Raw genomic sequence first — 22720 nt, forward strand, 5'->3', positions numbered from 1 at the left:
GCCTCGGCCCGCTTGCGGACCAGCCTATGCCTTCAGGTAAAGCCGCGCCGCATAAAGCGCGATTGCCGCGGCATTCGAGACGTTCAGCGATTTGATCGCGCCGGGCATGTCGAGGCGGGCAAGCGCGTTGACGGTTTCGCGCGTCTTCTGTCGCAGCCCCTTGCCCTCGGAGCCGAGCACCAGCGCAACCTTCCCGCCCGAGAACGTGCCTTCGAGCGGCGCCGGCCCTTCCGAATCGAGGCCGATGGTGGAGAAACCGAGCTTGTGCAATTCACCGAGTGCATCGGCGAGATTGGTAACCTGTATATAAGGTATCAGTTCCAGCGCGCCGGAGGCGGACTTGGCGAGCACGCCGGATTCGGTCGGGCTATGTCTCTGTGTGGTGATAACGGCGCCGGCATTGAAGGCGACGGCTGAGCGCATGATGGCGCCGACATTGTGCGGATCGGTCACCTGGTCGAGAACGAGCAGGAGAGGGCTGTCTTTCAGCGCTTCGAGCCGGCGGACCGGCAGCGGCCGTGTTTCCAGCATGACGCCCTGATGAATCGCCTCTGGGCCGAGCACCTTGTCGATGTCCTGCGGCGAGACCATTTCGAAGGGAATGCCGAGTGTTTCGACGTCGACTTCGAGCCGCGCCAGCGCGTTCTGCGTCACGAAAAGCTTGATCTTCTTGCGCTCGGGATTGTCGAGGGCGGCGCGCACCGTATGCAGGCCGTAGAGATGCACCTGGTCGGGCGCTAGCGCCGGCGGCTTCCAGTCTTCGCCGCCGCGCTTGCGCTTCTGTGGCTGAGGCGTGGGAATCTCTCCGCGTTCGCGCTTGCCGTCACGGTGCGCGCGCCGCAGCGTGGCGTAATGCGTATCCTTGGCCGATGGGTCTGTCGCGGCCGTGCCGCCGGATTTTTTATCTTTGCTCATGCGGCTTTATAGCCATGGCGCTGGCTGCCGCATAGGCTTTCTTTCATCGGCCGGCTTTCGGCAAGGAATGAAATTTTTCGTGTTTTTTCCGTTGTCATCGTGTTGACAGACGGAAATGCTCCGGTCATATACGCGGCGCAGACGACGGGCCGCAACGCTTCGAAGTCTGACAAACTTGGTCTTCAAGATCCGGACGAATAACTGGAGAGATGCCCGAGTGGTTAAAGGGGACGGACTGTAAATCCGTTGGCTCAGCCTACGTTGGTTCAAATCCAACTCTCTCCACCATTCGTCATCGGATCGGACCACCCCGCGGGTATAGCTCAATGGTAGAGCAGCAGCCTTCCAAGCTGAATACGCGGGTTCGATTCCCGCTACCCGCTCCAGTTTTTCTAAGCCCAATTCACGTGACCGACGCCGCCGCGATAATTCGGCACGCAGATGTTTCAGAAGACGCCGGCGCGGTTGCTCATCTCCGGCAGTCGACGCGATTTTCTCCAAGGATTTCAGTAATTTTCGACGGTGCTCCGGCGAATCGCCTTGCAGGCGGCAAATTGTCCCCCATATGCGCTGTCACACCAAGAATGGCGCCTGCAATTAAGTCTTGCGCAATTTCGCCGAAAGCCTTAAACGGCGGCACTAAACCGGTTCGCCGGGGCCCACCATCTCGTTCACAGGAAGCATTCAAATGGGAAAGAGTAAGTTTGAGCGCAACAAGCCGCACGTCAACATTGGCACGATTGGCCACGTTGACCACGGCAAGACGTCTCTGACGGCAGCGATCACGAAGTACTTCGGCGAGTACAAGGCGTACGACCAGATCGACGCTGCTCCGGAAGAAAAGGCCCGCGGCATCACCATTTCGACGGCACACGTCGAGTATGAGACGCCGGCCCGCCACTATGCACACGTCGACTGCCCCGGCCACGCCGACTACGTCAAGAACATGATCACCGGTGCTGCCCAGATGGACGGCGCGATCCTGGTGTGCTCGGCCGCTGACGGCCCGATGCCGCAGACGCGCGAACACATCCTGCTGGCCCGTCAGGTCGGCGTTCCGGCCATCGTGGTGTTCCTGAACAAGGTCGACCAGGTTGACGACGCCGAGCTTCTCGAACTGGTCGAGCTCGAAGTTCGCGAACTGCTGTCGTCCTACGACTTCCCGGGCGATGACATCCCGATCGTCAAGGGTTCGGCGCTGGCCGCCCTTGAAGATTCGGACAAGAAGATCGGCGAGGATTCGATCCGCGAACTGATGGCCGCTGTCGACGCCTACATCCCGACGCCTGAGCGTCCGATCAACCTGCCGTTCCTGCTGCCGATCGAAGACGTGTTCTCGATCTCGGGCCGCGGTACGGTTGTGACCGGCCGCGTCGAGCGTGGCATCGTCAAGGTTGGCCAAGAAGTCGAGATCGTCGGCATCCGCCCGACGACGAAGACGACGGTGACCGGCGTTGAAATGTTCCGCAAGCTGCTCGACCAGGGCCAGGCTGGCGACAACATCGGCGCGCTGATCCGCGGCGTCACCCGTGACGGCGTTGAGCGTGGCCAGATTCTGTGCAAGCCGGGCTCTGTCAAGCCGCACAAGAAGTTCATGGCTGAAGCCTACATCCTGACGAAGGAAGAGGGTGGCCGTCATACGCCGTTCTTCACCAACTATCGTCCGCAGTTCTACTTCCGCACGACCGACGTGACGGGCATCGTATCGCTGCCGGAAGGCACGGAGATGGTCATGCCGGGCGACAACGTCACGGTATCGGTCGAGCTGATCGTTCCGATCGCGATGGAAGAAAAGCTGCGCTTCGCGATCCGCGAAGGTGGCCGCACCGTCGGCGCCGGTATCGTTGCTTCGATCGTCGAGTAATCCTGGGATTACCCGAAATTCAGGAAAAACCCCGCTGGAAACGGCGGGGTTTTTCGTTTTGATGCTATTAGGGGGATTAACACGTGTTGTAAAAATATCGTTAAGTTCGTCCGTCACAGTATTTTGTTCATCTCACATTCAGAAACCAGTTGTGATTGGTTCATTTTAGTCCAGACTCCTTCATGCAAAGAGGAGAGCCCGGATGATTCCAAAGGCCACGTTCGTTGCGACGATATTCGCGATGTATGTTTTCACGATGTTTTTCATCGCTGCAATTCCGCAAGAGGTTGTTCAGGCAGCCGGAGTGCAGCTCGGCGAGGTAAGTGTCGTCAAGTGATGATTTAGCAGTTCACCGCAGGCTGCTGCGGTGATTGGAAATGATCGGCCAGGTGCCCCTAAGAGGGCGCTCCTGGCGACGCGGGGGTGAACCCTTGCAGGACGCTCGCTTGCTCTTCGCGCGGAAGCGTCTATCTATGCCTCCGATTTCATGATGCGGAGGATATTCCATGAAGAAGCGGATTCTGTTCACGGGCGGTTCGGGCAAGGCAGGTCGCCATACCGTGCCGTGGCTCATCAATGCCGGTTACGAGGTTCACAACCTCGATCTCGTGCCGCTGGACAGTCCCGGCGTCACCAACCTCATTGCCGACATCACCGATAGCGGTCAGGTCTTCAACGCTCTGTCGATGCACCGCGATTTTCCTGATCTGGACGCGGGCCGGGGCGTGCAGCCTTTCGATGCCGTCGTGCACTTCGCCGCCATCCCGCGCATCCTGATCAAGCCCGACAATGAGACTTTCCGCATCAACACGATGGGCACTTACAATGTCATCGAGGCGGCGGTGAAGCTCGGCATCAGGAAGGTTATCGTCGCATCGAGCGAGACGACCTACGGCGTCTGCTTCGCCGAAGGCCATCGTGATTTCCACCAGTTCCCGCTGGAGGAAGACTACGACGTCAATCCGATGGATTCCTACGGGCTCTCCAAGGTGGTCAACGAGAAGACGGCCCGCGCCTTTGCCGAACGTTCAGGCTTCGACATCTATGCGCTGCGTATCGGCAACGTCATCGAGCCGCACGAATATGAGCGGTTCCCCACCTATTTCGCCAATCCCGAAATGCGCAAGCGCATTGCCTGGAGCTATATCGACGCCCGCGATCTCGGGCAGATCTGCCATCTCTGCATCGAAAAGGACGGTCTCGGCTATCAGGTCTTCAACGCGGCCAACGACACCGTCTCGGCCAACACGCCGTCGAAGGAGCTTGCGAAGCGATTCTACCCGAACGTGCCCTTCACCCGCGAAATCGGCGAATATGAAGGCCTGCTCTCCAACCGCAAGATCCGCGAGGTGCTGGGTTTTAACGAAGAGCACGATTGGCGGAAATATGTGACGGTCTGAACGGATATTGGTGGTGCGATGAAAGAGCCGATCGCTCGCATATGCGCAGAATGGCTTTGAAAATCGAAAATCGTGCTTGCCAATCTGCTGTCGTCGTCCTAAAGGGAGCGCCATGCTTTTCATCAGCGATTTGCGGACTTTGGTCCAGGCGCTGAATGATCGGCATGAAGGGGTATAGCTCAGTTGGTAGAGCGGCGGTCTCCAAAACCGCAGGTCGTAAGTTCGAGCCTTACTGCCCCTGCCATTTTCCTCGAAGCGGGACAGCGCGGACATGCTCGCGGCATTCCGGCCGGGGATTGATTGGCGGTAACTAATTTCGTTAAACTTCGGTTTCCCTCTTGTGTATTCGGAAATCGGTGTTTATTTAGGGTTCAACAGACACGCGGTGCGTGGGGCTGATGGTTTCAGCTTTACGCGCCGTAATTGCGTGGGCAGTCGATGGCATCCAAATCCAATCCGTTTGCGTTTCTGCAGCAGGTTCGCTCCGAGACGTCCAAAGTTACATGGCCGTCGCGCCGCGAGACGATGATCTCGACGGTTATGGTGCTTGTGATGGTAGTTTTCGCCGCGCTTTTTTTCTTTGCCGCTGACCAGCTGATCGGCTGGGTTCTGAGCTTCGTGCTGAATACCGGCAACTGATACGGGTGGAGATGAAAATGGCGGCACGTTGGTACATCGTCCACGCATATTCCAATTTTGAAAAGAAGGTCGCTGAGGACATCGAGAACAAGGCTCGCCAGAAGGGGCTTGAGCACCTGTTCGAGAAGATCCTCGTGCCGACCGAGAAGGTGGTGGAAGTGCGTCGCGGCCGCAAGGTCGACAGCGAGCGCAAGTTTTTCCCGGGCTACGTCATGGTTCGTGCCAATCTGACCGATGAAGCCTATCACCTGATCAAGAATACGCCGAAGGTTACAGGTTTCCTCGGCTCCGACAATAAGCCAGTTCCGATTCCGGATTATGAAGCCGAGCGCATTCTCGGTCAGGTCCAGGAAGGTGTCGAGCGGCCGAAGGCCTCGATTACCTTCGAGATCGGCGAGCAGGTTCGTGTTTCCGACGGCCCGTTCGCTTCGTTCAACGGCACGGTTCAGGACGTCGACGAAGAGCGTTCGCGCCTGAAGGTTGAGGTGTCGATCTTCGGCCGCGCAACGCCGGTCGAACTCGAATACGCTCAGGTCGAGAAGGTCTGATTGCAAGAGATTGGAAGCTGGCCTTGCGGCCTGTTTCCTGCGGACTAGTCCGCATCCGCGTGGAAGGTGAGGGGGTCTTAGCCGGACCCTGATGATCCGCACCACGCAACCGCAGCCGCCGGAGAGATCCGGCATCACGGGCCGGGCGACCGGCCGTTCATGAAAGGCAGAGAGATATGGCTAAGAAAGTTGCAGGCCAGCTCAAGCTTCAGGTCAAGGCAGGATCGGCAAACCCGTCCCCGCCGATTGGTCCGGCGCTTGGTCAGCGTGGCATTAACATTATGGAATTCTGCAAGGCGTTCAATGCCGCCACGCAGGAAATGGAAAAGGGTATGCCGATCCCGGTCGTCATCACCTATTACCAGGATAAGTCCTTCACCTTCGCGATGAAGCAGCCTCCGGTCAGCTACTGGCTGAAGAAGGAAGCGAAGATCACCTCCGGTTCCAAGACGCCCGGCAAGGGCGCCAAGGCCGGCTCCCTCACAAAGGCTCAGATCAAGTCGATCGCAGAAGCCAAGATGAAGGATCTGAACGCAGCGGATATCGAAGGTGCAATGGCGATGATCGAGGGCTCTGCCCGCGCCATGGGCCTGGAAGTGGTGGGTTAAGATCATGGCTGGTAAGCGCACGCAGAAGATCAACGAAGGTGTTGATCCCACCAAGCTCTACGCTCTGACCCTGGCCATCGGCATGGTCAAGGAACGGGCTGTCGCCAAGTTCGACGAAACCATCGAAGTCTCGATGAACCTCGGCGTCGACCCGCGCCATGCGGACCAGATGGTTCGCGGCGTCGTCAACCTGCCGAACGGCACCGGCCGTACGGTTCGCGTTGCCGTCTTCGCTCGTGGCGTCAAGGCTGATGAAGCCAAGGCTGCCGGTGCCGATATCGTCGGCGCTGAAGAGCTCGTCGAAATCGTCCAGGGCGGCAAGATCGAATTCGATCGCTGCATCGCCACCCCCGACATGATGCCGCTCGTCGGTCGTCTCGGTAAGGTTCTCGGCCCGCGGGGCATGATGCCGAACCCGAAGGTCGGCACCGTCACCATGGATGTCGCCGGAGCCGTCAAGGCTTCCAAGGGCGGCGCTGTCGAGTTCCGCGTCGAGAAGGCTGGCATCGTCCATGCCGGCATCGGCAAGGCCTCTTTCGACGCCAAGGCTCTGGAAGAAAACATCCGCGCTTTTGCCGACGCCGTCATCAAGGCGAAGCCGGCTGGCGCCAAGGGCAACTACGTCAAGCGCGTGGCGATTTCTTCGACCATGGGCCCCGGCGTCAAGATCGAAGTCGGCTCGGTCACCGCAAGCCCGACTGCGTAAATTATTGCCGGGCTTTATGTCCGGCGACTGAATTTCCGGCCTCGCAAGGGGCCGGAATATTCCGGAGAAATCCGGAATCCTGTCCGAGATTGCAGGTGGTTTTCCCTTAATCACTTTGCCTGCATGAGACGGGTAAGACCCGAATTGCATGAAGTTCGCTTCTAGGAAATCGGTTCGAGCCTTGGATGCCTTGTGCCTCTTTAGCCTTGATTGGCGCGAGAGCGCGGGGGGACAGGATCCTCAAGCGTCGCTTGGGATCTCGCATGATCCCAGGAGGCAAAGGCAACCCGGCGGGCCCATTCTCGGTCCCGCCAACTGGAGATTGGCAGTGGAAAGAGCGGAAAAACGCGAATTCGTCACGGAACTGAGTGAAGTCTTCAAGGCTTCGGGCTCAGTTGTCGTGGCCCACTATGCTGGTGCCACAGTCGCGCAGATGAACGATTTTCGTTCGAAGATGCGTGCAGCTGGCGGTACCGTCAAAGTCGCGAAGAACCGCCTGGCCAAAATTGCCCTTCAGGGTACGGAAGCGGAAGGGATTACCAATCTCTTCAAGGGTCAGACGCTGATTGCATACAGCACCGATCCGATCACCGCTCCGAAGGTCGTCATGGATTTCGCCAAGACCAATGACAAAATCATTGTTCTGGGTGGTTCCATGGGAACAACCACGCTCAACGCCGATGCAGTCAAGTCGCTTGCGACCCTGCCTTCGCTCGATGAGCTGCGTGCGAAGCTGCTGGGCATGATCCAGACACCGGCTACCCGCATCGCTGGAGTTGTTGCAGCACCGGCAAGCCAGCTTGCCCGCGTGTTCGCGGCCTACGCCAAGAAGGACGAAGCCGCTTAAGGCGGTTTTTCGCTGTTTATAATCAACCGGTTCGAACCGAACAAAAGGAACTAGTAAAATGACTGATCTCGCAAAGATCGTTGACGACCTCTCCGCGCTGACCGTTCTGGAAGCCGCAGAACTGTCGAAGCTTCTTGAAGAAAAGTGGGGCGTTTCCGCTGCTGCTCCGGTAGCTGTAGCTGCTGCTGGCGGCGGTGCTGCTGCTGCTGTCGTTGAAGAAGAAAAGACCGAGTTCGACGTCATCCTCACGGATGTCGGCGCCAACAAGATCAACGTCATCAAGGAAGTCCGCGCCATCACCGGTCTCGGCCTCAAGGAAGCCAAGGACCTCGTCGAAGGCGCTCCGAAGGCTGTCAAGGAAGGCGTCAACAAGGCTGAAGCCGCTGACATCAAGAAGAAGCTTGAAGATGCTGGCGCCAAGGCCGACGTCAAGTAATCTTGAATTGCTTTTGGGAGGCAGTCTCTGCTGCCTCCCATTTGCCGTTTTTCTGAACGAATTACCCAAAAGCCGCGTCAAACCGGCTTTTGGGTAATGGGTTCTTCAAAAGGATAGTCTCGCACAGAGGGCAGCACAGCAATCCGAGCTGAGCGTTTTCGGGTGTCGGACGAGATTGGATTACTCATTGATTGACGGGATCGACTGGCCATCGGTTCCCGTCCGTTGCAGGCCCGGGTGCAAGATTTTGAAGGAGCGACGATGGCTCAGACCCTTTCGTTCAACGGTCGTAGGCGCGTACGCAAGTTTTTTGGTAAGATCCCCGAAGTCGCAGAAATGCCGAACCTCATCGAGGTTCAGAAGGCGTCCTACGACCAGTTTTTGATGGTTGAAGAGCCGAAAGGCGGCCGGCCCGACGAGGGTCTTCAGGCCGTTTTCAAGTCGGTTTTCCCGATCACCGATTTCTCCGGCGCCTCCATGCTGGAATTCGTGTCCTACGAATTCGAACCGCCGAAGTTCGACGTTGACGAATGCCGTCAGCGCGATCTGACCTATGCTGCGCCGCTGAAGGTGACGCTGCGCCTCATCGTGTTCGATATCGACGAGGATACGGGCGCGAAGTCGATCAAGGACATCAAGGAACAGTCCGTTTACATGGGCGACATGCCGCTCATGACCAATAACGGCACGTTCATCGTCAACGGCACCGAGCGCGTGATCGTTTCCCAGATGCACCGTTCGCCGGGCGTCTTCTTCGACCACGACAAGGGCAAGAGCCATTCTTCTGGCAAGCTGCTCTTTGCTGCCCGCGTTATCCCCTATCGCGGTTCCTGGCTCGATATCGAATTCGACGCCAAGGATATCGTTTACGCCCGTATCGACCGTCGCCGCAAGATTCCGGTCACGTCGCTGCTGATGGCGCTTGGCATGGACGGCGAGGAAATCCTCGACACCTTCTACACGAAGTCGCTCTACAAACGCGACGGCAAAGGCTGGCGCATTCCCTTCAAGCCGGAAACGCTGAAGGGTGCCAAGGCGATCACCGAGATGGTCGACGCCGACACCGGCGAAGTCGTCGTGGAAGCCGGCAAGAAGCTGACCCCGCGCCTGCTGCGCCAGCTTTCCGATAAGGGTCTGAAGGCGCTGAAGGCCGGCGACGACGATCTTTACGGCAACTACCTTGCCGGCGACATCGTCAACTACTCCACCGGTGAAATCTACCTCGAAGCCGGCGATGAAATCGACGAGAAGACGCTCGGCATCATCCTGGCGAACGGCTTCGACGAGATCCCGGTTCTCGGCATCGACCACATCAATGTCGGCGCCTATATCCGCAACACGCTGACCGCCGACAAGAACGAGAACCGTCAGGACGCTCTGTTCGACATCTACCGCGTCATGCGTCCGGGTGAGCCGCCGACCATGGAATCGGCCGAAGCCATGTTCAACTCGCTGTTCTTCGATGCGGAGCGTTACGACCTCTCCGCCGTCGGCCGCGTCAAGATGAACATGCGTCTCGACCTGACCGTCGAAGACACCGTCCGCATCCTGCGCAAGGACGACATCTTGGCCGTGGTCAGGATGCTGGTCGAATTGCGCGACGGCAGGGGCGAGATCGACGACATCGACAACCTTGGCAACCGCCGCGTCCGCTCGGTCGGCGAGCTGATGGAAAACCAGTACCGTCTCGGCCTGCTGCGCATGGAGCGCGCGATCAAGGAACGCATGTCCTCGATCGAGATCGACACGGTGATGCCGCAGGATCTGATCAACGCCAAGCCGGCTGCTGCCGCCGTCCGCGAATTCTTCGGTTCCTCGCAGCTCTCGCAGTTCATGGACCAGGTCAATCCGCTCTCGGAAATCACCCACAAGCGCCGTCTTTCGGCCCTTGGTCCGGGCGGTCTAACCCGCGAGCGCGCCGGCTTCGAAGTCCGCGACGTGCATCCGACCCACTACGGCCGCATTTGCCCGATCGAAACGCCGGAAGGCCCGAACATCGGTCTGATCAACTCGCTTGCGACCTTTGCCCGCGTCAACAAATACGGCTTCATCGAAAGCCCGTACCGCCGCATCGTCGAAGGCAGGGTGACGAGCGACGTGCTCTACCTCTCCGCCATGGAAGAGGCGAAGTACTACGTCGCCCAGGCCAACGCTGAAATGAACCCTGATGGTTCCTTCGTCGACGAGTTCGTCGTCTGCCGTCATGCCGGCGAAGTCATGCTCGCGCCCCGCGACAGCATGAACCTGATGGACGTTTCGCCGAAGCAGGTGGTTTCGGTCGCAGCCGCGCTCATCCCGTTCCTGGAAAACGACGACGCCAACCGCGCGCTCATGGGCTCGAACATGCAGCGTCAGGCAGTGCCGCTGCTGCGTGCCGAAGCTCCGTTCGTCGGTACCGGCATGGAGCCGGTCGTTGCCCGTGACTCAGGCGCTGCTATCGGCGCCCGCCGCGGCGGCGTGGTCGACCAGGTCGACGCGACGCGTATCGTTATCCGCGCCACGGAAGACCTCGAAGCCGGCAAGTCCGGCGTCGATATCTACCGGCTGCAGAAGTTCCAGCGTTCGAACCAGAACACCTGCGTCAACCAGCGTCCGCTGGTCACCGTTGGTGACGAGGTCAACCGCGGCGACATTCTTGCCGACGGTCCGTCGACCGATCTCGGCGACCTGGCGCTCGGCCGCAACGCGCTCGTCGCGTTCATGCCCTGGAACGGATACAACTACGAAGACTCGATCCTGCTCTCCGAGCGCATTGTTGCCGACGACGTGTTCACCTCCATTCACATCGAGGAATTCGAGGTGATGGCGCGCGACACCAAGCTTGGTCCTGAGGAAATCACCCGCGATATTCCGAACGTTTCGGAAGAAGCTCTGAAGAACCTCGACGAAGCCGGCATCGTCTATATCGGCGCTGAAGTTCAGCCGGGCGATATCCTGGTCGGCAAGATCACGCCGAAGGGCGAAAGCCCGATGACGCCGGAAGAAAAGCTTCTGCGCGCCATCTTCGGCGAAAAGGCCTCCGACGTGCGCGATACCTCCATGCGCATGCCGCCTGGCACCTACGGCACGATCGTCGAAGTGCGCGTCTTCAACCGCCATGGCGTCGAGAAGGACGAGCGCGCGATGGCGATCGAGCGCGAAGAGATCGAGCGTCTTGCAAAGGACCGCGACGACGAGCAGGCGATCCTCGACCGTAACGTCTACGGCCGTCTGATCGAAATGCTGCGCGGCCAGGCTTCCATCGCCGGCCCGAAGGGTTTCAAGAAGGGCGCCGAGCTTTCCAACGCCGTCGTTTCCGAATATCCCCGCTCGCAGTGGTGGATGTTCGCGGTCGAGGACGAAAAGGTCCAGAGCGAGCTCGAAGCACTCCGTGGCCAGTACGACGAATCCAAGTCGCGCCTTGAACAGCGCTTCATGGATAAGGTCGAAAAGGTCCAGCGCGGCGATGAAATGCCTCCTGGCGTCATGAAGATGGTCAAGGTCTTTGTCGCCGTGAAGCGCAAGATCCAGCCGGGCGACAAGATGGCTGGCCGTCACGGCAACAAGGGCGTCGTCTCGCGCATCGTGCCTGTCGAAGACATGCCGTTTCTCGAGGACGGCACGCATGTCGACGTCGTTCTGAACCCGCTCGGCGTGCCCTCGCGCATGAACGTCGGCCAGATCCTCGAAACCCACCTGGGTTGGGCTTGCGCCGGCATGGGTCGCCAGATCGGCGAACTGATCGACGCATACAAGGCCAATGGCAACATCGAGCCGCTGCGCAAGACCATCGGCGATGTCGTCGGTGACGGTCCGAAGGCCGAACAGGTCCAGGATTTCGACGACGACTCGGTTCTGCGTCTTGCCGATCAGTGGAAGCGCGGCGTTTCGATTGCGACGCCTGTTTTCGACGGTGCGAACGAAGCCGACGTCAACGACATGCTGCGTCTGGCAGGTCTCAAGGACAGCGGCCAGTCGACGCTTTATGACGGCCGTACCGGTGAGCAGTTCGACCGCCAGGTGACCGTGGGCTACATCTACATGCTGAAGCTCAACCACTTGGTCGACGACAAGATCCATGCCCGCTCGATCGGTCCATACTCGCTCGTTACCCAGCAGCCGCTGGGCGGCAAGGCGCAGTTCGGCGGTCAGCGCTTCGGCGAAATGGAAGTCTGGGCACTCGAAGCCTATGGCGCGGCCTACACGCTGCAGGAAATGCTGACGGTGAAGTCGGACGACGTCGCCGGCCGCACCAAGGTCTACGAAGCCATCGTCCGCGGAGACGACACGTTCGAAGCCGGTATTCCGGAAAGCTTCAACGTTCTCGTCAAGGAAATGCGTTCGCTGGGCCTTAGTGTCGAGCTCGAAAACACCAAGCTTGATGAGGCGCAGGCAGCCCAGCTGCCCGATGCGGCCGAGTAAGCACCTGATAGGGCGTGCGCTGCCAACGCGGCGCACGCCGGTCCCACCGGGCGCCGTATCCGTGTCGGCCCGGAAGGGAAGTTTCGCCGCATCTTGCGGTTATTCTCGTTTAAGCGAGGGAGGCGGCTCCCGGGAAATTGCCGCCGACCATCGCATTTTGAGGGCTCTCAGCCCATGAAGGAGACAGGCATGAACCAAGAGGTCATGAATCTTTTCAATCCGCAGGTGCCTGCACAGAATTTCGATTCGATTCGGATTTCGATCGCATCTCCGGAGAAGATCCTCTCCTGGTCTTACGGTGAGATCAAGAAGCCGGAAACCATCAACTACCGTACGTTCAAGCCGGAACGCGACGGTCTCTTCTGCGCGCGCATCTTCGGGCCGATCAAGGACTACGAATGCCTGTGCGGCAAGTACAAGCGCATGAAGTACAAGGGCATCATCTGCGAAAAGTGCGGCGTCGAAGTTACGCTGTCGCGCGTTCGCCGTGAGCGCATGGGCCATATCGAGCTCGCCGCTCCCGTTGCCCACATCTGGTTCCTGAAGTCGCTGCCATCACGCATTTCGACGCTGCTCGACATGACGCTGAAGGATGTCGAGCGTGTCCTCTATTTCGAAAACTACATCGTCACCGAGCCGGGCCTGACTGCCCTCAAGGAGCACCAGCTCCTCTCGGAAGAAGAGTACATGCTTGCCGTTGACGAATACGGCGAAGACCAGTTCACCGCGATGATCGGCGCTGAGGCGATCTACGAGATGCTGGCCTCGATGAACCTCGAAAAGATCGCTGGCGATCTGCGCGCTGAGCTTGCCGAGACCACGTCGGATCTCAAGCAGAAGAAGCTGATGAAGCGCCTGAAGATCGTCGAGAACTTCATGGAATCGGGCAACCGTCCGGAATGGATGATCATGAAGGTCGTTCCGGTCATTCCGCCGGATCTGCGTCCGCTGGTTCCGCTCGACGGTGGCCGTTTCGCCACCTCGGATCTGAACGACCTCTACCGCCGCGTCATCAACCGCAACAACCGTCTGAAGCGTCTGATCGAGCTTCGTGCGCCTGGCATCATCATCCGCAACGAAAAGCGTATGCTGCAGGAATCGGTTGACGCGCTGTTCGACAACGGCCGTCGCGGCCGCGTCATCACCGGCGCCAACAAGCGTCCGCTGAAGTCGCTCTCCGACATGCTGAAGGGCAAGCAGGGCCGCTTCCGCCAGAACCTGCTCGGCAAGCGCGTCGACTATTCCGGCCGTTCGGTCATCGTCACCGGTCCGGAACTGAAGCTGCACCAGTGCGGCCTGCCGAAGAAGATGGCGCTCGAACTCTTCAAGCCGTTCATCTATGCCCGCCTCGATGCCAAGGGTTACTCCTCGACCGTCAAGCAGGCCAAGAAGCTGGTCGAAAAGGAAAAGCCGGAAGTCTGGGATATCCTCGACGAGGTCATCCGCGAGCATCCGGTTTTGCTGAACCGCGCACCGACGCTGCACCGCTTGGGCATCCAGGCTTTCGAACCTACCCTGGTCGAAGGCAAGGCGATCCAGCTGCATCCGCTCGTCTGCACGGCCTTCAACGCCGACTTCGACGGTGACCAGATGGCCGTTCACGTGCCGCTGTCGCTCGAAGCCCAGCTCGAAGCCCGCGTGCTGATGATGTCGACCAACAACATCCTGCATCCGGCCAACGGCGCGCCGATCATCGTTCCCTCGCAGGACATGGTTCTCGGCCTCTACTACCTGTCGATCCTGAACCAGAACGAGCCTGGCGAAGGCATGGCCTTCTCCGATCTCGGCGAACTGCATCACGCCCTCGAAACCAAGGTCGTGACGCTGCACACCAAGATCCGCGGCCGGTTCAAGTCGATCGACGAGGATGGCAAGCCCTACTCGAAGATCTATGAGACGACGCCTGGCCGACTGCTCATCGGCGAACTTCTGCCGAAAAACGGCAAGGTGCTCTTCGACATCTGCAACCAGGAAATGACCAAGAAGAACATCTCCAAGATGATCGACACGGTCTACCGCCACTGCGGCCAGAAGGACACGGTCATCTTCTGCGACCGCATCATGCAGCTCGGCTTTTCCCATGCCTGCCGCGCCGGCATTTCGTTCGGCAAGGACGACATGGTCATTCCGGATGCCAAGGCCAAGATCGTTGCCGACACCGAAAGCCTGGTGAAGGAATACGAGCAGCAGTACAATGACGGCCTGATCACGCAGGGCGAAAAGTACAACAAGGTTGTCGACGCCTGGGGCAAGGCCACCGAAAAGGTCGCCGAAGAGATGATGGCCCGCATTAAGGCGGTCGAATTCGATGAGAGCACCGGTCGCCAGAAGCCGATGAATTCGATCTACATGATGAGCCATTCCGGTGCCCGCGGTTCTCCGAACCAGATGCGCCAGCTGGGCGGCATGCGCGGCCTCATGGCCAAGCCGTCGGGTGAAATCATCGAGACGCCGATCATCTCGAACTTCAAGGAAGGCCTGACCGTCAACGAGTACTTCAACTCGACCCACGGCGCCCGCAAGGGTCTTGCAGACACCGCCCTGAAGACCGCCAACTCCGGCTACCTGACCCGTCGTCTCGTCGACGTCGCGCAGGATTGCATCGTCACGCACGTCGATTGCGGAACGCAGACGGGCCTCACCATGACCGCCATCGTCGATGCCGGCCAGGTGGTTGCTTCGATCGGCGTCCGCATCCTCGGCCGCACGGCGCTTGATGACATCGATCATCCGATCACGGGTGAGCGCATCGTCGATGCCGGCAGGATGATCCTCGAGCCCGATGTCGTCGAAATCGAGAAGGCCGGTATCCAGTCGATCCGCATCCGCTCGGCGCTGACCTGCGAAATCCAGACCGGCGTCTGCGCAGTCTGCTACGGCCGCGACCTCGCGCGTGGTACGCCTGTCAACATGGGCGAAGCCGTCGGCGTCATCGCTGCTCAGTCGATCGGTGAACCGGGCACCCAGCTCACCATGCGTACCTTCCACCTTGGTGGTACGGCAACCGTGGTCGACCAGTCGTTCCTCGAAGCTTCGTACGAAGGTACGGTGCAGATCAAGAACCGCAACATCCTGCGCAACTCCGATGGCAACCTCGTTGCCATGGGCCGCAACATGACCGTCCAGATCCTGGACGAGCGTGGCGTCGAGCGGTCTTCGCAGCGTGTGGCTTACGGTTCGAAACTGCATGTCGACGAAGGTGACAAGGTCAAGCGCGGCCAGCGTCTGGCAGAGTGGGACCCTTACACCCGTCCGATGATGACCGAAGTGGCTGGTACCGTTCAGTTCGAAGACCTGGTCGACGGTCTCTCCGTTCTGGAAGCCACCGACGAGTCGACCGGCATCACCAAGCGTCAGGTCATCGACTGGCGTTCGACCCCGCGCGGTTCGGACCTCAAGCCGGCGATCGTCATCAAGGACGCCAGCGGCAACATCATGAAGCTGTCGCGTGGTGGTGACGCCCGCTTCTTCCTCTCGGTCGACGCCATCTTGTCGGTCGATTCGGGCACCAAGGTCTCTCAGGGTGACGTCCTCGCGCGTTCGCCGCTTGAAAGCGCCAAGACCAAGGACATCACCGGCGGTCTGCCACGTGTTGCCGAGCTCTTCGAAGCCCGCCGTCCGAAGGACCACGCCATCATCGCAGAGATCGATGGTACGATCCGCCTCGGCCGCGACTACAAGAACAAGCGTCGCGTTATCATCGAACCGGCGGAAGACGGTGTCGAGCCTGTCGAATACCTGATCCCGAAGGGCAAGCCCTTCCACCTTCAGGAAGGCGACTATATCGAAAAGGGTGACTACATCCTCGACGGTAACCCGGCTCCGCACGACATCCTGGCGATCAAGGGCGTGGAGGCTCTGGCCTCCTACCTCGTCAACGAGATCCAGGAAGTCTACCGCCTGCAGGGCGTTGTCATCAACGACAAGCACATCGAGGTGATTGTCCGTCAGATGCTGCAGAAGGTGGAAATCACCGATGCAGGCGACTCGACCTATATCGTCGGCGACAATGTCGACCGGATCGAGCTCGAAGACGTCAACGATCATCTGATCGAGCAGGGCAAGAAGCCTGCCTACGGCGATCCGGTTCTTCTCGGCATCACCAAGGCGTCGCTGCAGACCCCGTCCTTCATCTCGGCCGCGTCCTTCCAGGAAACGACCAAGGTGCTGACGGAAGCGGCAATCGCCGGCAAGACCGACGGCCTGCAGGGTCTGAAGGAAAACGTCATTGTCGGCCGCCTTATCCCGGCCGGCACCGGCGGCACCATGACCCAGATCCGTCGCATCGCCACGTCGCGCGACGAGATGATCCTCGAAGAGCGCCGCAAGGGCAGCGGCGCAGCCGTTGCCACGCCGATGCTGCAGGACATGGCCGAAAAGGCTCCGGCTGCGGAATAATCCGCAGCGGAAGCCGCCACTTTGGTGGCACGCGAATTGAAAAACCGCCCGGAGCGATCCGGGCGGTTTTCGTTTTTAGTCGGCTTTGGTTGGTCGGGGTGAGGGAAGGCGCTGCTTCCGCTTATGCTGCCTTTGGCGACCCGCAGCGCAAGCGGCGGCTCCCTTCAGTTGAAGCGGATGATCGCGACCTCGCCATCGACGGCACCCTGATAGGCGGAGGCGTGCGGCTCTTCGGCCGGCACCTCGGTCAGCATGCCGATCTGGTCGAGATCGGCCTCTATGAAGCCTTCCTCGGCAAGGGCGTTCAAGGCCTCGCGTACGGCAGTGTCGTCGTCGGGCGCCTTCAACATGATGTGCAGGTCGATGCCTTCGCTGCCGTCGGACTCGTAGCCTTTGCCGATGATGATGAAGATCATCGGCCCGTCGAAATTATTGTCGTTGTCAGGTGTCGTAATCATCGCCTGTCCTTCGGCTCTTTGACGATTCGGTCGCTCGAATCCTGCTGTGAGGGCCGCACGCCGCAATTGCTGATTCCTTAACTGCTTTTGCTGCAATGCCCAAGTTTTTATCTTGGTGCTCGGGCCTGATTTCGTCTAGAAGCCTGGAAACAGGGCCTTAGGCCCGCAGATCAAGGCGATACGGCGAGTTTATTTCTTAACCGGCCTTGACGAGATCGGTGGAAACCAGTAGTACCCCGGCCATCAGATCCCATGTGAGGCTTGGCTGTTCGGGGCGACGCGCCCTGAAGTTCACCTCAAACAAGGTTCTAAACGCACGTTGAAGTCATGATGCTGCACGCACGACGCAAATTATATGCGTCCTCTGCTCCTTGTGGTCCATCTGCGGAAGCGGATCGGGCCATATTTTGCGCATTGACGGAAAGCGTGCGTCACTGCCGGAGACGGCGCGAGTTCAAGCCCGCAAGGGTACTGAGATAAAACGTAAGGGATGGTTGAATGCCTACCGTAAACCAGCTGATCCGCAAGCCTCGCCAGGCGAACGTAAAGCGTAACAAGGTTCCCGCACTCCAGGAGAACCCGCAGAAGCGCGGCGTTTGCACGCGCGTCTATACGACGACGCCGAAGAAGCCGAACTCGGCTCTGCGTAAGGTCGCAAAGATCCGCCTGACCAACGGCTTCGAAGTCATTGGTTACATCCCCGGCGAAGGTCACAACCTTCAGGAACACTCCGTCGTCATGATCCGCGGCGGCCGCGTCAAGGACCTTCCGGGTGTCCGTTATCACATCATTCGCGGCGTTCTCGATACCCAAGGTGTCAAGAACCGCAAGCAGCGCCGCTCCAAGTACGGCGCGAAGCGTCCGAAGTAATTCGGTTTTGAGTAATTCGGCGCTGCGCGAGGTCCTCCGCGTGATGAAGCGCCTTAACGGTTGAAGAGACGAAAATTATGTCCAGACGTCATAAAGCAGAAAAGCGCGAGATCAATCCGGACCCGAAGTTCGGTGATCTCGTCGTCACCAAGTTCATGAATGCCATCATGCTCGACGGCAAGAAGTCCGTTGCTGAAAACATTGTCTACGGCGCGTTCGACGTCGTCCAGGGCAAGTCCAAGCAGGAGCCGCTCACGGTTTTCCATTCTGCACTCGACAACATTGCCCCGCACGTTGAAGTCCGCTCGCGCCGCGTCGGCGGTGCGACCTATCAGGTCCCGGTCGATGTTCGTCCGGAGCGCCGCCAGGCTCTCGCCATTCGCTGGCTGATCGCCGCTGCCCGCAAGCGCAATGAAACGACTATGGTTGACCGCCTTTCCGGCGAACTGCTCGATGCGTCCAACAACCGCGGCTCCGCCGTCAAGAAGCGCGAAGACACGCACAAGATGGCTGACGCCAACCGCGCGTTCTCGCACTATCGCTGGTAATTCCGAACGGTATCGAAAGGCAGTCCATAATGGCTCGCGAATATAAAATCGAAGACTACCGCAATTTCGGTATCATGGCGCATATCGACGCCGGCAAGACCACGACCACCGAGCGTATCCTTTATTACACCGGCAAGTCGCACAAGATCGGCGAAGTCCACGACGGCGCAGCCACCATGGACTGGATGGAGCAGGAGCAGGAGCGTGGCATCACGATCACCTCCGCTGCCACCACGACCTACTGGAAGGGCCGTGACGGCAAGACGCGTCGCTTCAACATCATCGACACCCCCGGCCACGTCGACTTCACCATCGAAGTCGAGCGTTCGCTGCGCGTTCTCGACGGCGCCATCGCGCTGCTCGACGCCAATGCCGGTGTTGAACCGCAGACGGAAACCGTCTGGCGCCAGGCCGAGAAGTACAACGTCCCGCGGATGATCTTCTGCAACAAGATGGACAAGACCGGCGCGGACTTCTATCGCTCCGTCGAGATGATCAAGACCCGTCTCGGCGCAACGGCTGTCGTCATGCAGTTGCCGATCGGTGCGGAAACCGAATTCAAGGGCGTCATCGATCTGATCGAGATGAACGCTCTCATCTGGCGCGACGAGTCGCTCGGCGCCCAGTGGGATGTCGTCGAGATCCCCGACGACATGAAGGCCAAGGCTGAAGAGTATCGCGAAAAGCTGATCGAGACGGTCGTCGACATCGACGAAGCCGCGACGGAAGCCTATCTTGAGGGCATTCTGCCCGACAACGAGAAGATCCGCGAACTCGTTCGCCGCGGCACGATCGACGTCAAGTTCCACCCGATGTTCTGCGGCACCGCCTTCAAGAACAAGGGTGTGCAGCCGCTGCTCGACGCCGTCGTCGACTACCTGCCGTCGCCGATGGACATCCCGGCGATCAAGGGCATCGACTTCAAGACTGAAGCTGAAATCGAACGTCACGCCGACGACAGCGAGCCGCTTTCCATGCTCGCCTTCAAGATCATGAACGACCCCTTCGTCGGTTCGCTGACTTTCGCCCGCATCTACTCCGGCAAGCTCGAAAAGGGCACGTCGGTCATCAACACGGTCAAGGACAAGCGCGAGCGCGTCGGCCGTATGTTGCAGATGCACTCCAACTCGCGTGAAGACATCGAAGAAGCCTTCGCAGGTGACATCGTTGCTCTCGCCGGCCTCAAGGAAACCACGACGGGCGACACGCTCTGTGATCCGCTGAAGCCGGTTATCCTCGAGCGCATGGAATTCCCCGAGCCGGTCATCCAGATCGCCATCGAGCCGAAGACCAAGGGCGACCAGGAAAAGATGGGCCTCGCGCTCAACCGCCTGGCTGCTGAGGATCCGTCCTTCCGCGTCAAGACCGACCAGGAATCCGGCCAGACCATCATCGCCGGCATGGGCGAACTGCATCTCGACATCATCGTCGACCGCATGCGTCGTGAATTCAAGGTCGAAGCAACCGTCGGTGCGCCGCAGGTTGCCTACCGCGAAACCATCACCAGAACGCACGAAGAAGACTACACGCACAAGAAGCAGTCCGGTGGTACCGGCCAGTTCGCGCGCGTCAAAATCGTCTTCGAACCGAACCCGGACGGCGAGGAATTCAAGTTCGAATCGAAGATCGTCGGCGGCTCCGTTCCGAAGGAATACATCCCGGGCGTCCAGAAGGGCATCGAAAGTGTTCTGTCTTCGGGTCCGCTCGCTGGCTTCCCGATGCTCGGCGTCAAGGCGACCCTCATCGATGGTGCCTTCCACGACGTCGACTCTTCGGTTCTCGCTTTCGAAATCGCATCGCGTGCCTGCTTCCGTGAAGCAGCCAAGAAGGCCGGCGCTCAGCTGCTCGAGCCAATGATGAAGGTCGAAGTCGTGACCCCGGAAGATTATGTCGGCGACGTCATCGGCGACCTGAACTCCCGTCGCGGTCAGATCCAGGGCCAGGAAAGCCGTGGTATCGCCGTCGTCATCAACGCGAACGTTCCGCTCGCGAACATGTTCAAGTACGTCGACAACCTGCGCTCCATGTCCCAGGGCCGCGCTCAGTACACGATGACCTTCGATCACTACTCGCCGGTCCCGTCGAACGTCGCAACAGAAATCCAGGCAAAGTATTCCGGTCAGAAGTGACCGGAATACCAATTGACCGATAACAAGAATTAGATCCCTTCGGGGACTAGCAAAATGGAGACCCGAAAATGGGAAAGAGTAAGTTTGAGCGCAACAAGCCGCACGTCAACATTGGCACGATTGGCCACGTTGACCACGGCAAGACGTCTCTGACGGCAGCGATCACGAAGTACTTCGGCGAGTACAAGGCGTACGACCAGATCGACGCTGCTCCGGAAGAAAAGGCCCGCGGCATCACCATTTCGACGGCACACGTCGAGTATGAGACGCCGGCCCGCCACTATGCACACGTCGACTGCCCCGGCCACGCCGACTACGTCAAGAACATGATCACCGGTGCTGCCCAGATGGACGGCGCGATCCTGGTGTGCTCGGCCGCTGACGGCCCGATGCCGCAGACGCGCGAACACATCCTGCTGGCCCGTCAGGTCGGCGTTCCGGCCATCGTGGTGTTCCTGAACAAGGTCGACCAGGTTGACGACGCCGAGCTTCTCGAACTGGTCGAGCTCGAAGTTCGCGAACTGCTGTCGTCCTACGACTTCCCGGGCGATGACATCCCGATCGTCAAGGGTTCGGCGCTGGCCGCCCTTGAAGATTCGGACAAGAAGATCGGCGAGGATTCGATCCGCGAACTGATGGCCGCTGTCGACGCCTACATCCCGACGCCTGAGCGTCCGATCAACCTGCCGTTCCTGCTGCCGATCGAAGACGTGTTCTCGATCTCGGGCCGCGGTACGGTTGTGACCGGCCGCGTCGAGCGTGGCATCGTCAAGGTTGGCGAAGAAGTCGAGATCGTCGGCATCCGCCCGACGACGAAGACGACGGTGACCGGCGTTGAAATGTTCCGCAAGCTGCTCGACCAGGGCCAGGCTGGCGACAACATCGGCGCGCTGATCCGCGGCGTCACCCGTGACGGCGTTGAGCGTGGCCAGATTCTGTGCAAGCCGGGCTCTGTCAAGCCGCACAAGAAGTTCATGGCTGAAGCCTACATCCTGACGAAGGAAGAGGGTGGCCGTCATACGCCGTTCTTCACCAACTATCGTCCGCAGTTCTACTTCCGCACGACCGACGTGACGGGCATCGTATCGCTGCCGGAAGGCACGGAGATGGTCATGCCGGGCGACAACGTCACGGTATCGGTCGAGCTGATCGTTCCGATCGCGATGGAAGAAAAGCTGCGCTTCGCGATCCGCGAAGGTGGCCGCACCGTCGGCGCCGGTATCGTTGCTTCGATCGTCGAGTAACNTACGCCGTTCTTCACCAACTATCGTCCGCAGTTCTACTTCCGCACGACCGACGTGACGGGCATCGTATCGCTGCCGGAAGGCACGGAGATGGTCATGCCGGGCGACAACGTCACGGTATCGGTCGAGCTGATCGTTCCGATCGCGATGGAAGAAAAGCTGCGCTTCGCGATCCGCGAAGGTGGCCGCACCGTCGGCGCCGGTATCGTTGCTTCGATCGTCGAGTAACTAGCGGCTGGGCCACCAGGCCCAAGGAAAGGATAGGGACGCCGACCTCGGTGTCCCTCTCGATCTTTGAAACCGGTGACCCGCTAACGTAACTGAAGGTAAGTCGTGTCCCTCAATGGTGACACGCGGATAACAGACACAAGGATAAAGTCGAATGAACGGCCAGAATATCCGCATCCGCCTGAAGGCGTTCGATCACCGGATTCTCGATGCCTCCACGCGCGAGATCGTATCGACGGCTAAGCGCACCGGTGCAAGCGTCCGGGGCCCCGTTCCGCTTCCGACCCGCATCGAGAAGTTCACGGTCAACCGGTCCCCGCACATCGACAAGAAGAGCCGCGAACAGTTCGAGATGCGCACGCACAAGCGCCTTCTCGATATCGTTGATCCGACCCCGCAGACGGTAGACGCGCTGATGAAGCTCGATCTCGCCGCCGGTGTCGATGTTGAGATCAAGCTCTGAGACCTCGGGTCTTCGGGC

At 59.5% G+C, this 22720-nt stretch carries 19 protein-coding genes, 3 tRNA genes and 1 pseudogene; 20 read left to right on the forward strand and 3 right to left on the reverse strand.

The features are described from left to right. Positions 1-24 precede the first annotated feature (24 nt). Positions 25-915: a 23S rRNA (guanosine(2251)-2'-O)-methyltransferase RlmB gene (gene rlmB / locus HJB83_RS08310; RefSeq protein WP_207583837.1), complete on the reverse strand. Its 891-nt coding sequence runs from the start codon at positions 913-915 to the stop codon at positions 25-27. Continuing rightward, on the reverse strand, positions 912-1088 hold the full coding sequence (locus HJB83_RS08315; RefSeq protein WP_207583838.1) for a hypothetical protein: 177 nt from the start codon (positions 1086-1088) through the stop codon (positions 912-914). The genes rlmB and HJB83_RS08315 overlap by 4 nt, the downstream gene beginning before the upstream one ends. A 30-nt stretch (positions 1089-1118) precedes the next feature. Between HJB83_RS08315 and HJB83_RS08320 the strand changes: the two genes are divergently transcribed. The 14 genes from HJB83_RS08320 (at position 1119) to rpoC (ending at position 16762) form a co-directional block, all read left to right on the forward strand. Further along, a tRNA-Tyr gene (locus HJB83_RS08320) sits at positions 1119-1203 on the forward strand. A 24-nt stretch (positions 1204-1227) separates the two neighbouring features. Continuing rightward, positions 1228-1301: transfer RNA gene (locus tag HJB83_RS08325), tRNA-Gly, on the forward strand. A 302-nt stretch (positions 1302-1603) separates the two neighbouring features. Then, complete coding sequence (tuf, locus tag HJB83_RS08330; RefSeq protein WP_221159548.1) at positions 1604-2779, forward strand: elongation factor Tu; 1176 nt, start codon at positions 1604-1606, stop codon at positions 2777-2779. Between the two features lie 202 nt (positions 2780-2981). Then, positions 2982-3116: a hypothetical protein gene (locus tag HJB83_RS34055; protein WP_259669787.1), complete on the forward strand. Its 135-nt coding sequence runs from the start codon at positions 2982-2984 to the stop codon at positions 3114-3116. Between the two features lie 169 nt (positions 3117-3285). Beyond that, complete coding sequence (locus HJB83_RS08335; RefSeq protein WP_207583840.1) at positions 3286-4179, forward strand: NAD(P)-dependent oxidoreductase; 894 nt, start codon at positions 3286-3288, stop codon at positions 4177-4179. A 168-nt stretch (positions 4180-4347) separates the two neighbouring features. After that, positions 4348-4423 (forward strand) — tRNA-Trp (locus HJB83_RS08340). A 194-nt stretch (positions 4424-4617) separates the two neighbouring features. After that, positions 4618-4818 carry a preprotein translocase subunit SecE gene (gene secE / locus HJB83_RS08345; protein ID WP_003573826.1) on the forward strand — a complete coding sequence of 67 codons (201 nt, stop codon included), beginning with the start codon at positions 4618-4620 and terminating at the stop codon, positions 4816-4818. A 17-nt stretch (positions 4819-4835) separates the two neighbouring features. After that, positions 4836-5366: a transcription termination/antitermination protein NusG gene (gene nusG / locus HJB83_RS08350; protein WP_003547516.1), complete on the forward strand. Its 531-nt coding sequence runs from the start codon at positions 4836-4838 to the stop codon at positions 5364-5366. A gap of 176 nt (positions 5367-5542) precedes the next feature. Next, positions 5543-5974 carry a 50S ribosomal protein L11 gene (gene rplK, locus HJB83_RS08355; protein WP_003547518.1) on the forward strand — a complete coding sequence of 144 codons (432 nt, stop codon included), beginning with the start codon at positions 5543-5545 and terminating at the stop codon, positions 5972-5974. Positions 5975-5978: 4 nt separating this feature from the next. Further along, on the forward strand, positions 5979-6680 hold the full coding sequence (gene rplA / locus HJB83_RS08360) for a 50S ribosomal protein L1 (protein ID WP_207583841.1): 702 nt from the start codon (positions 5979-5981) through the stop codon (positions 6678-6680). A gap of 328 nt (positions 6681-7008) precedes the next feature. Beyond that, positions 7009-7527 (forward strand): 50S ribosomal protein L10, encoded by a 519-nt coding sequence (rplJ, locus tag HJB83_RS08365; RefSeq protein ID WP_164009047.1) that lies wholly within the window; start codon positions 7009-7011, stop codon positions 7525-7527. A 58-nt stretch (positions 7528-7585) separates the two neighbouring features. Beyond that, on the forward strand, positions 7586-7963 hold the full coding sequence (gene rplL, locus HJB83_RS08370; RefSeq protein WP_164009049.1) for a 50S ribosomal protein L7/L12: 378 nt from the start codon (positions 7586-7588) through the stop codon (positions 7961-7963). Between the two features lie 261 nt (positions 7964-8224). After that, the gene (gene rpoB / locus HJB83_RS08375) at positions 8225-12364 is read left to right on the forward strand and encodes a DNA-directed RNA polymerase subunit beta (protein WP_207583842.1); all 4140 of its coding nucleotides are present in this window, start codon (positions 8225-8227) and stop codon (positions 12362-12364) included. Between the two features lie 189 nt (positions 12365-12553). Then, entirely contained in the window at positions 12554-16762 is a 4209-nt protein-coding gene (rpoC, locus tag HJB83_RS08380) for a DNA-directed RNA polymerase subunit beta' (RefSeq protein ID WP_207583843.1), read from the forward strand. Positions 16763-16926: 164 nt separating this feature from the next. Here rpoC and HJB83_RS08385 read toward each other — a convergent pair whose 3' ends face one another. After that, positions 16927-17220, reverse strand: a complete 294-nt coding sequence (locus tag HJB83_RS08385) for a hypothetical protein (RefSeq protein ID WP_007626097.1) — start codon at positions 17218-17220, stop codon at positions 16927-16929. A gap of 498 nt (positions 17221-17718) precedes the next feature. Here HJB83_RS08385 and rpsL point away from each other — a divergent pair, with 498 nt between their 5' ends. The 6 genes and pseudogenes from rpsL to rpsJ all read left to right on the forward strand — a co-directional run bounded on the left by rpsL (position 17719) and on the right by rpsJ (position 22702). Next, the gene (gene rpsL, locus HJB83_RS08390; RefSeq protein ID WP_003547537.1) at positions 17719-18090 is read left to right on the forward strand and encodes a 30S ribosomal protein S12; all 372 of its coding nucleotides are present in this window, start codon (positions 17719-17721) and stop codon (positions 18088-18090) included. 77 nt (positions 18091-18167) lie between these two features. Continuing rightward, positions 18168-18638 carry a 30S ribosomal protein S7 gene (gene rpsG, locus HJB83_RS08395; protein ID WP_003578662.1) on the forward strand — a complete coding sequence of 157 codons (471 nt, stop codon included), beginning with the start codon at positions 18168-18170 and terminating at the stop codon, positions 18636-18638. 29 nt (positions 18639-18667) lie between these two features. Next, positions 18668-20767: an elongation factor G gene (gene fusA / locus HJB83_RS08400; RefSeq protein WP_207583844.1), complete on the forward strand. Its 2100-nt coding sequence runs from the start codon at positions 18668-18670 to the stop codon at positions 20765-20767. A gap of 68 nt (positions 20768-20835) precedes the next feature. After that, on the forward strand, positions 20836-22011 hold the full coding sequence (gene tuf, locus HJB83_RS08405) for an elongation factor Tu (RefSeq protein WP_207583839.1): 1176 nt from the start codon (positions 20836-20838) through the stop codon (positions 22009-22011). A 3-nt stretch (positions 22012-22014) separates the two neighbouring features. Continuing rightward, a pseudogene (gene tuf, locus HJB83_RS08410) lies at positions 22015-22239 on the forward strand (elongation factor Tu); the annotation flags it as partial. Between the two features lie 154 nt (positions 22240-22393). Further along, positions 22394-22702 carry a 30S ribosomal protein S10 gene (gene rpsJ, locus HJB83_RS08415; protein ID WP_003547547.1) on the forward strand — a complete coding sequence of 103 codons (309 nt, stop codon included), beginning with the start codon at positions 22394-22396 and terminating at the stop codon, positions 22700-22702. Positions 22703-22720: the final 18 nt, after the last annotated feature.

The sequence above is a fragment of the Rhizobium sp. NZLR11 genome (assembly GCF_019685115.1).
Classification (GTDB): Bacteria; Pseudomonadota; Alphaproteobacteria; order Rhizobiales; family Rhizobiaceae; genus Rhizobium.

Coding starts and splice junctions, on each gene's coding strand:
- rlmB (WP_207583837.1), bottom strand. CDS start 915: ATGAGCAAAGATAAAAAATCCGGCGGCACGGCCGCGACAGACCCATCG.
- tuf (WP_221159548.1), top strand. CDS start 1,604: ATGGGAAAGAGTAAGTTTGAGCGCAACAAGCCGCACGTCAACATTGGC.
- HJB83_RS34055 (WP_259669787.1), top strand. CDS start 2,982: ATGATTCCAAAGGCCACGTTCGTTGCGACGATATTCGCGATGTATGTT.
- HJB83_RS08335 (WP_207583840.1), top strand. CDS start 3,286: ATGAAGAAGCGGATTCTGTTCACGGGCGGTTCGGGCAAGGCAGGTCGC.
- secE (WP_003573826.1), top strand. CDS start 4,618: ATGGCATCCAAATCCAATCCGTTTGCGTTTCTGCAGCAGGTTCGCTCC.
- nusG (WP_003547516.1), top strand. CDS start 4,836: ATGGCGGCACGTTGGTACATCGTCCACGCATATTCCAATTTTGAAAAG.
- rplK (WP_003547518.1), top strand. CDS start 5,543: ATGGCTAAGAAAGTTGCAGGCCAGCTCAAGCTTCAGGTCAAGGCAGGA.
- rplA (WP_207583841.1), top strand. CDS start 5,979: ATGGCTGGTAAGCGCACGCAGAAGATCAACGAAGGTGTTGATCCCACC.
- rplL (WP_164009049.1), top strand. CDS start 7,586: ATGACTGATCTCGCAAAGATCGTTGACGACCTCTCCGCGCTGACCGTT.
- rpoB (WP_207583842.1), top strand. CDS start 8,225: ATGGCTCAGACCCTTTCGTTCAACGGTCGTAGGCGCGTACGCAAGTTT.
- rpoC (WP_207583843.1), top strand. CDS start 12,554: ATGAACCAAGAGGTCATGAATCTTTTCAATCCGCAGGTGCCTGCACAG.
- HJB83_RS08385 (WP_007626097.1), bottom strand. CDS start 17,220: ATGATTACGACACCTGACAACGACAATAATTTCGACGGGCCGATGATC.
- rpsL (WP_003547537.1), top strand. CDS start 17,719: ATGCCTACCGTAAACCAGCTGATCCGCAAGCCTCGCCAGGCGAACGTA.
- rpsG (WP_003578662.1), top strand. CDS start 18,168: ATGTCCAGACGTCATAAAGCAGAAAAGCGCGAGATCAATCCGGACCCG.
- fusA (WP_207583844.1), top strand. CDS start 18,668: ATGGCTCGCGAATATAAAATCGAAGACTACCGCAATTTCGGTATCATG.
- tuf (WP_207583839.1), top strand. CDS start 20,836: ATGGGAAAGAGTAAGTTTGAGCGCAACAAGCCGCACGTCAACATTGGC.
- rpsJ (WP_003547547.1), top strand. CDS start 22,394: ATGAACGGCCAGAATATCCGCATCCGCCTGAAGGCGTTCGATCACCGG.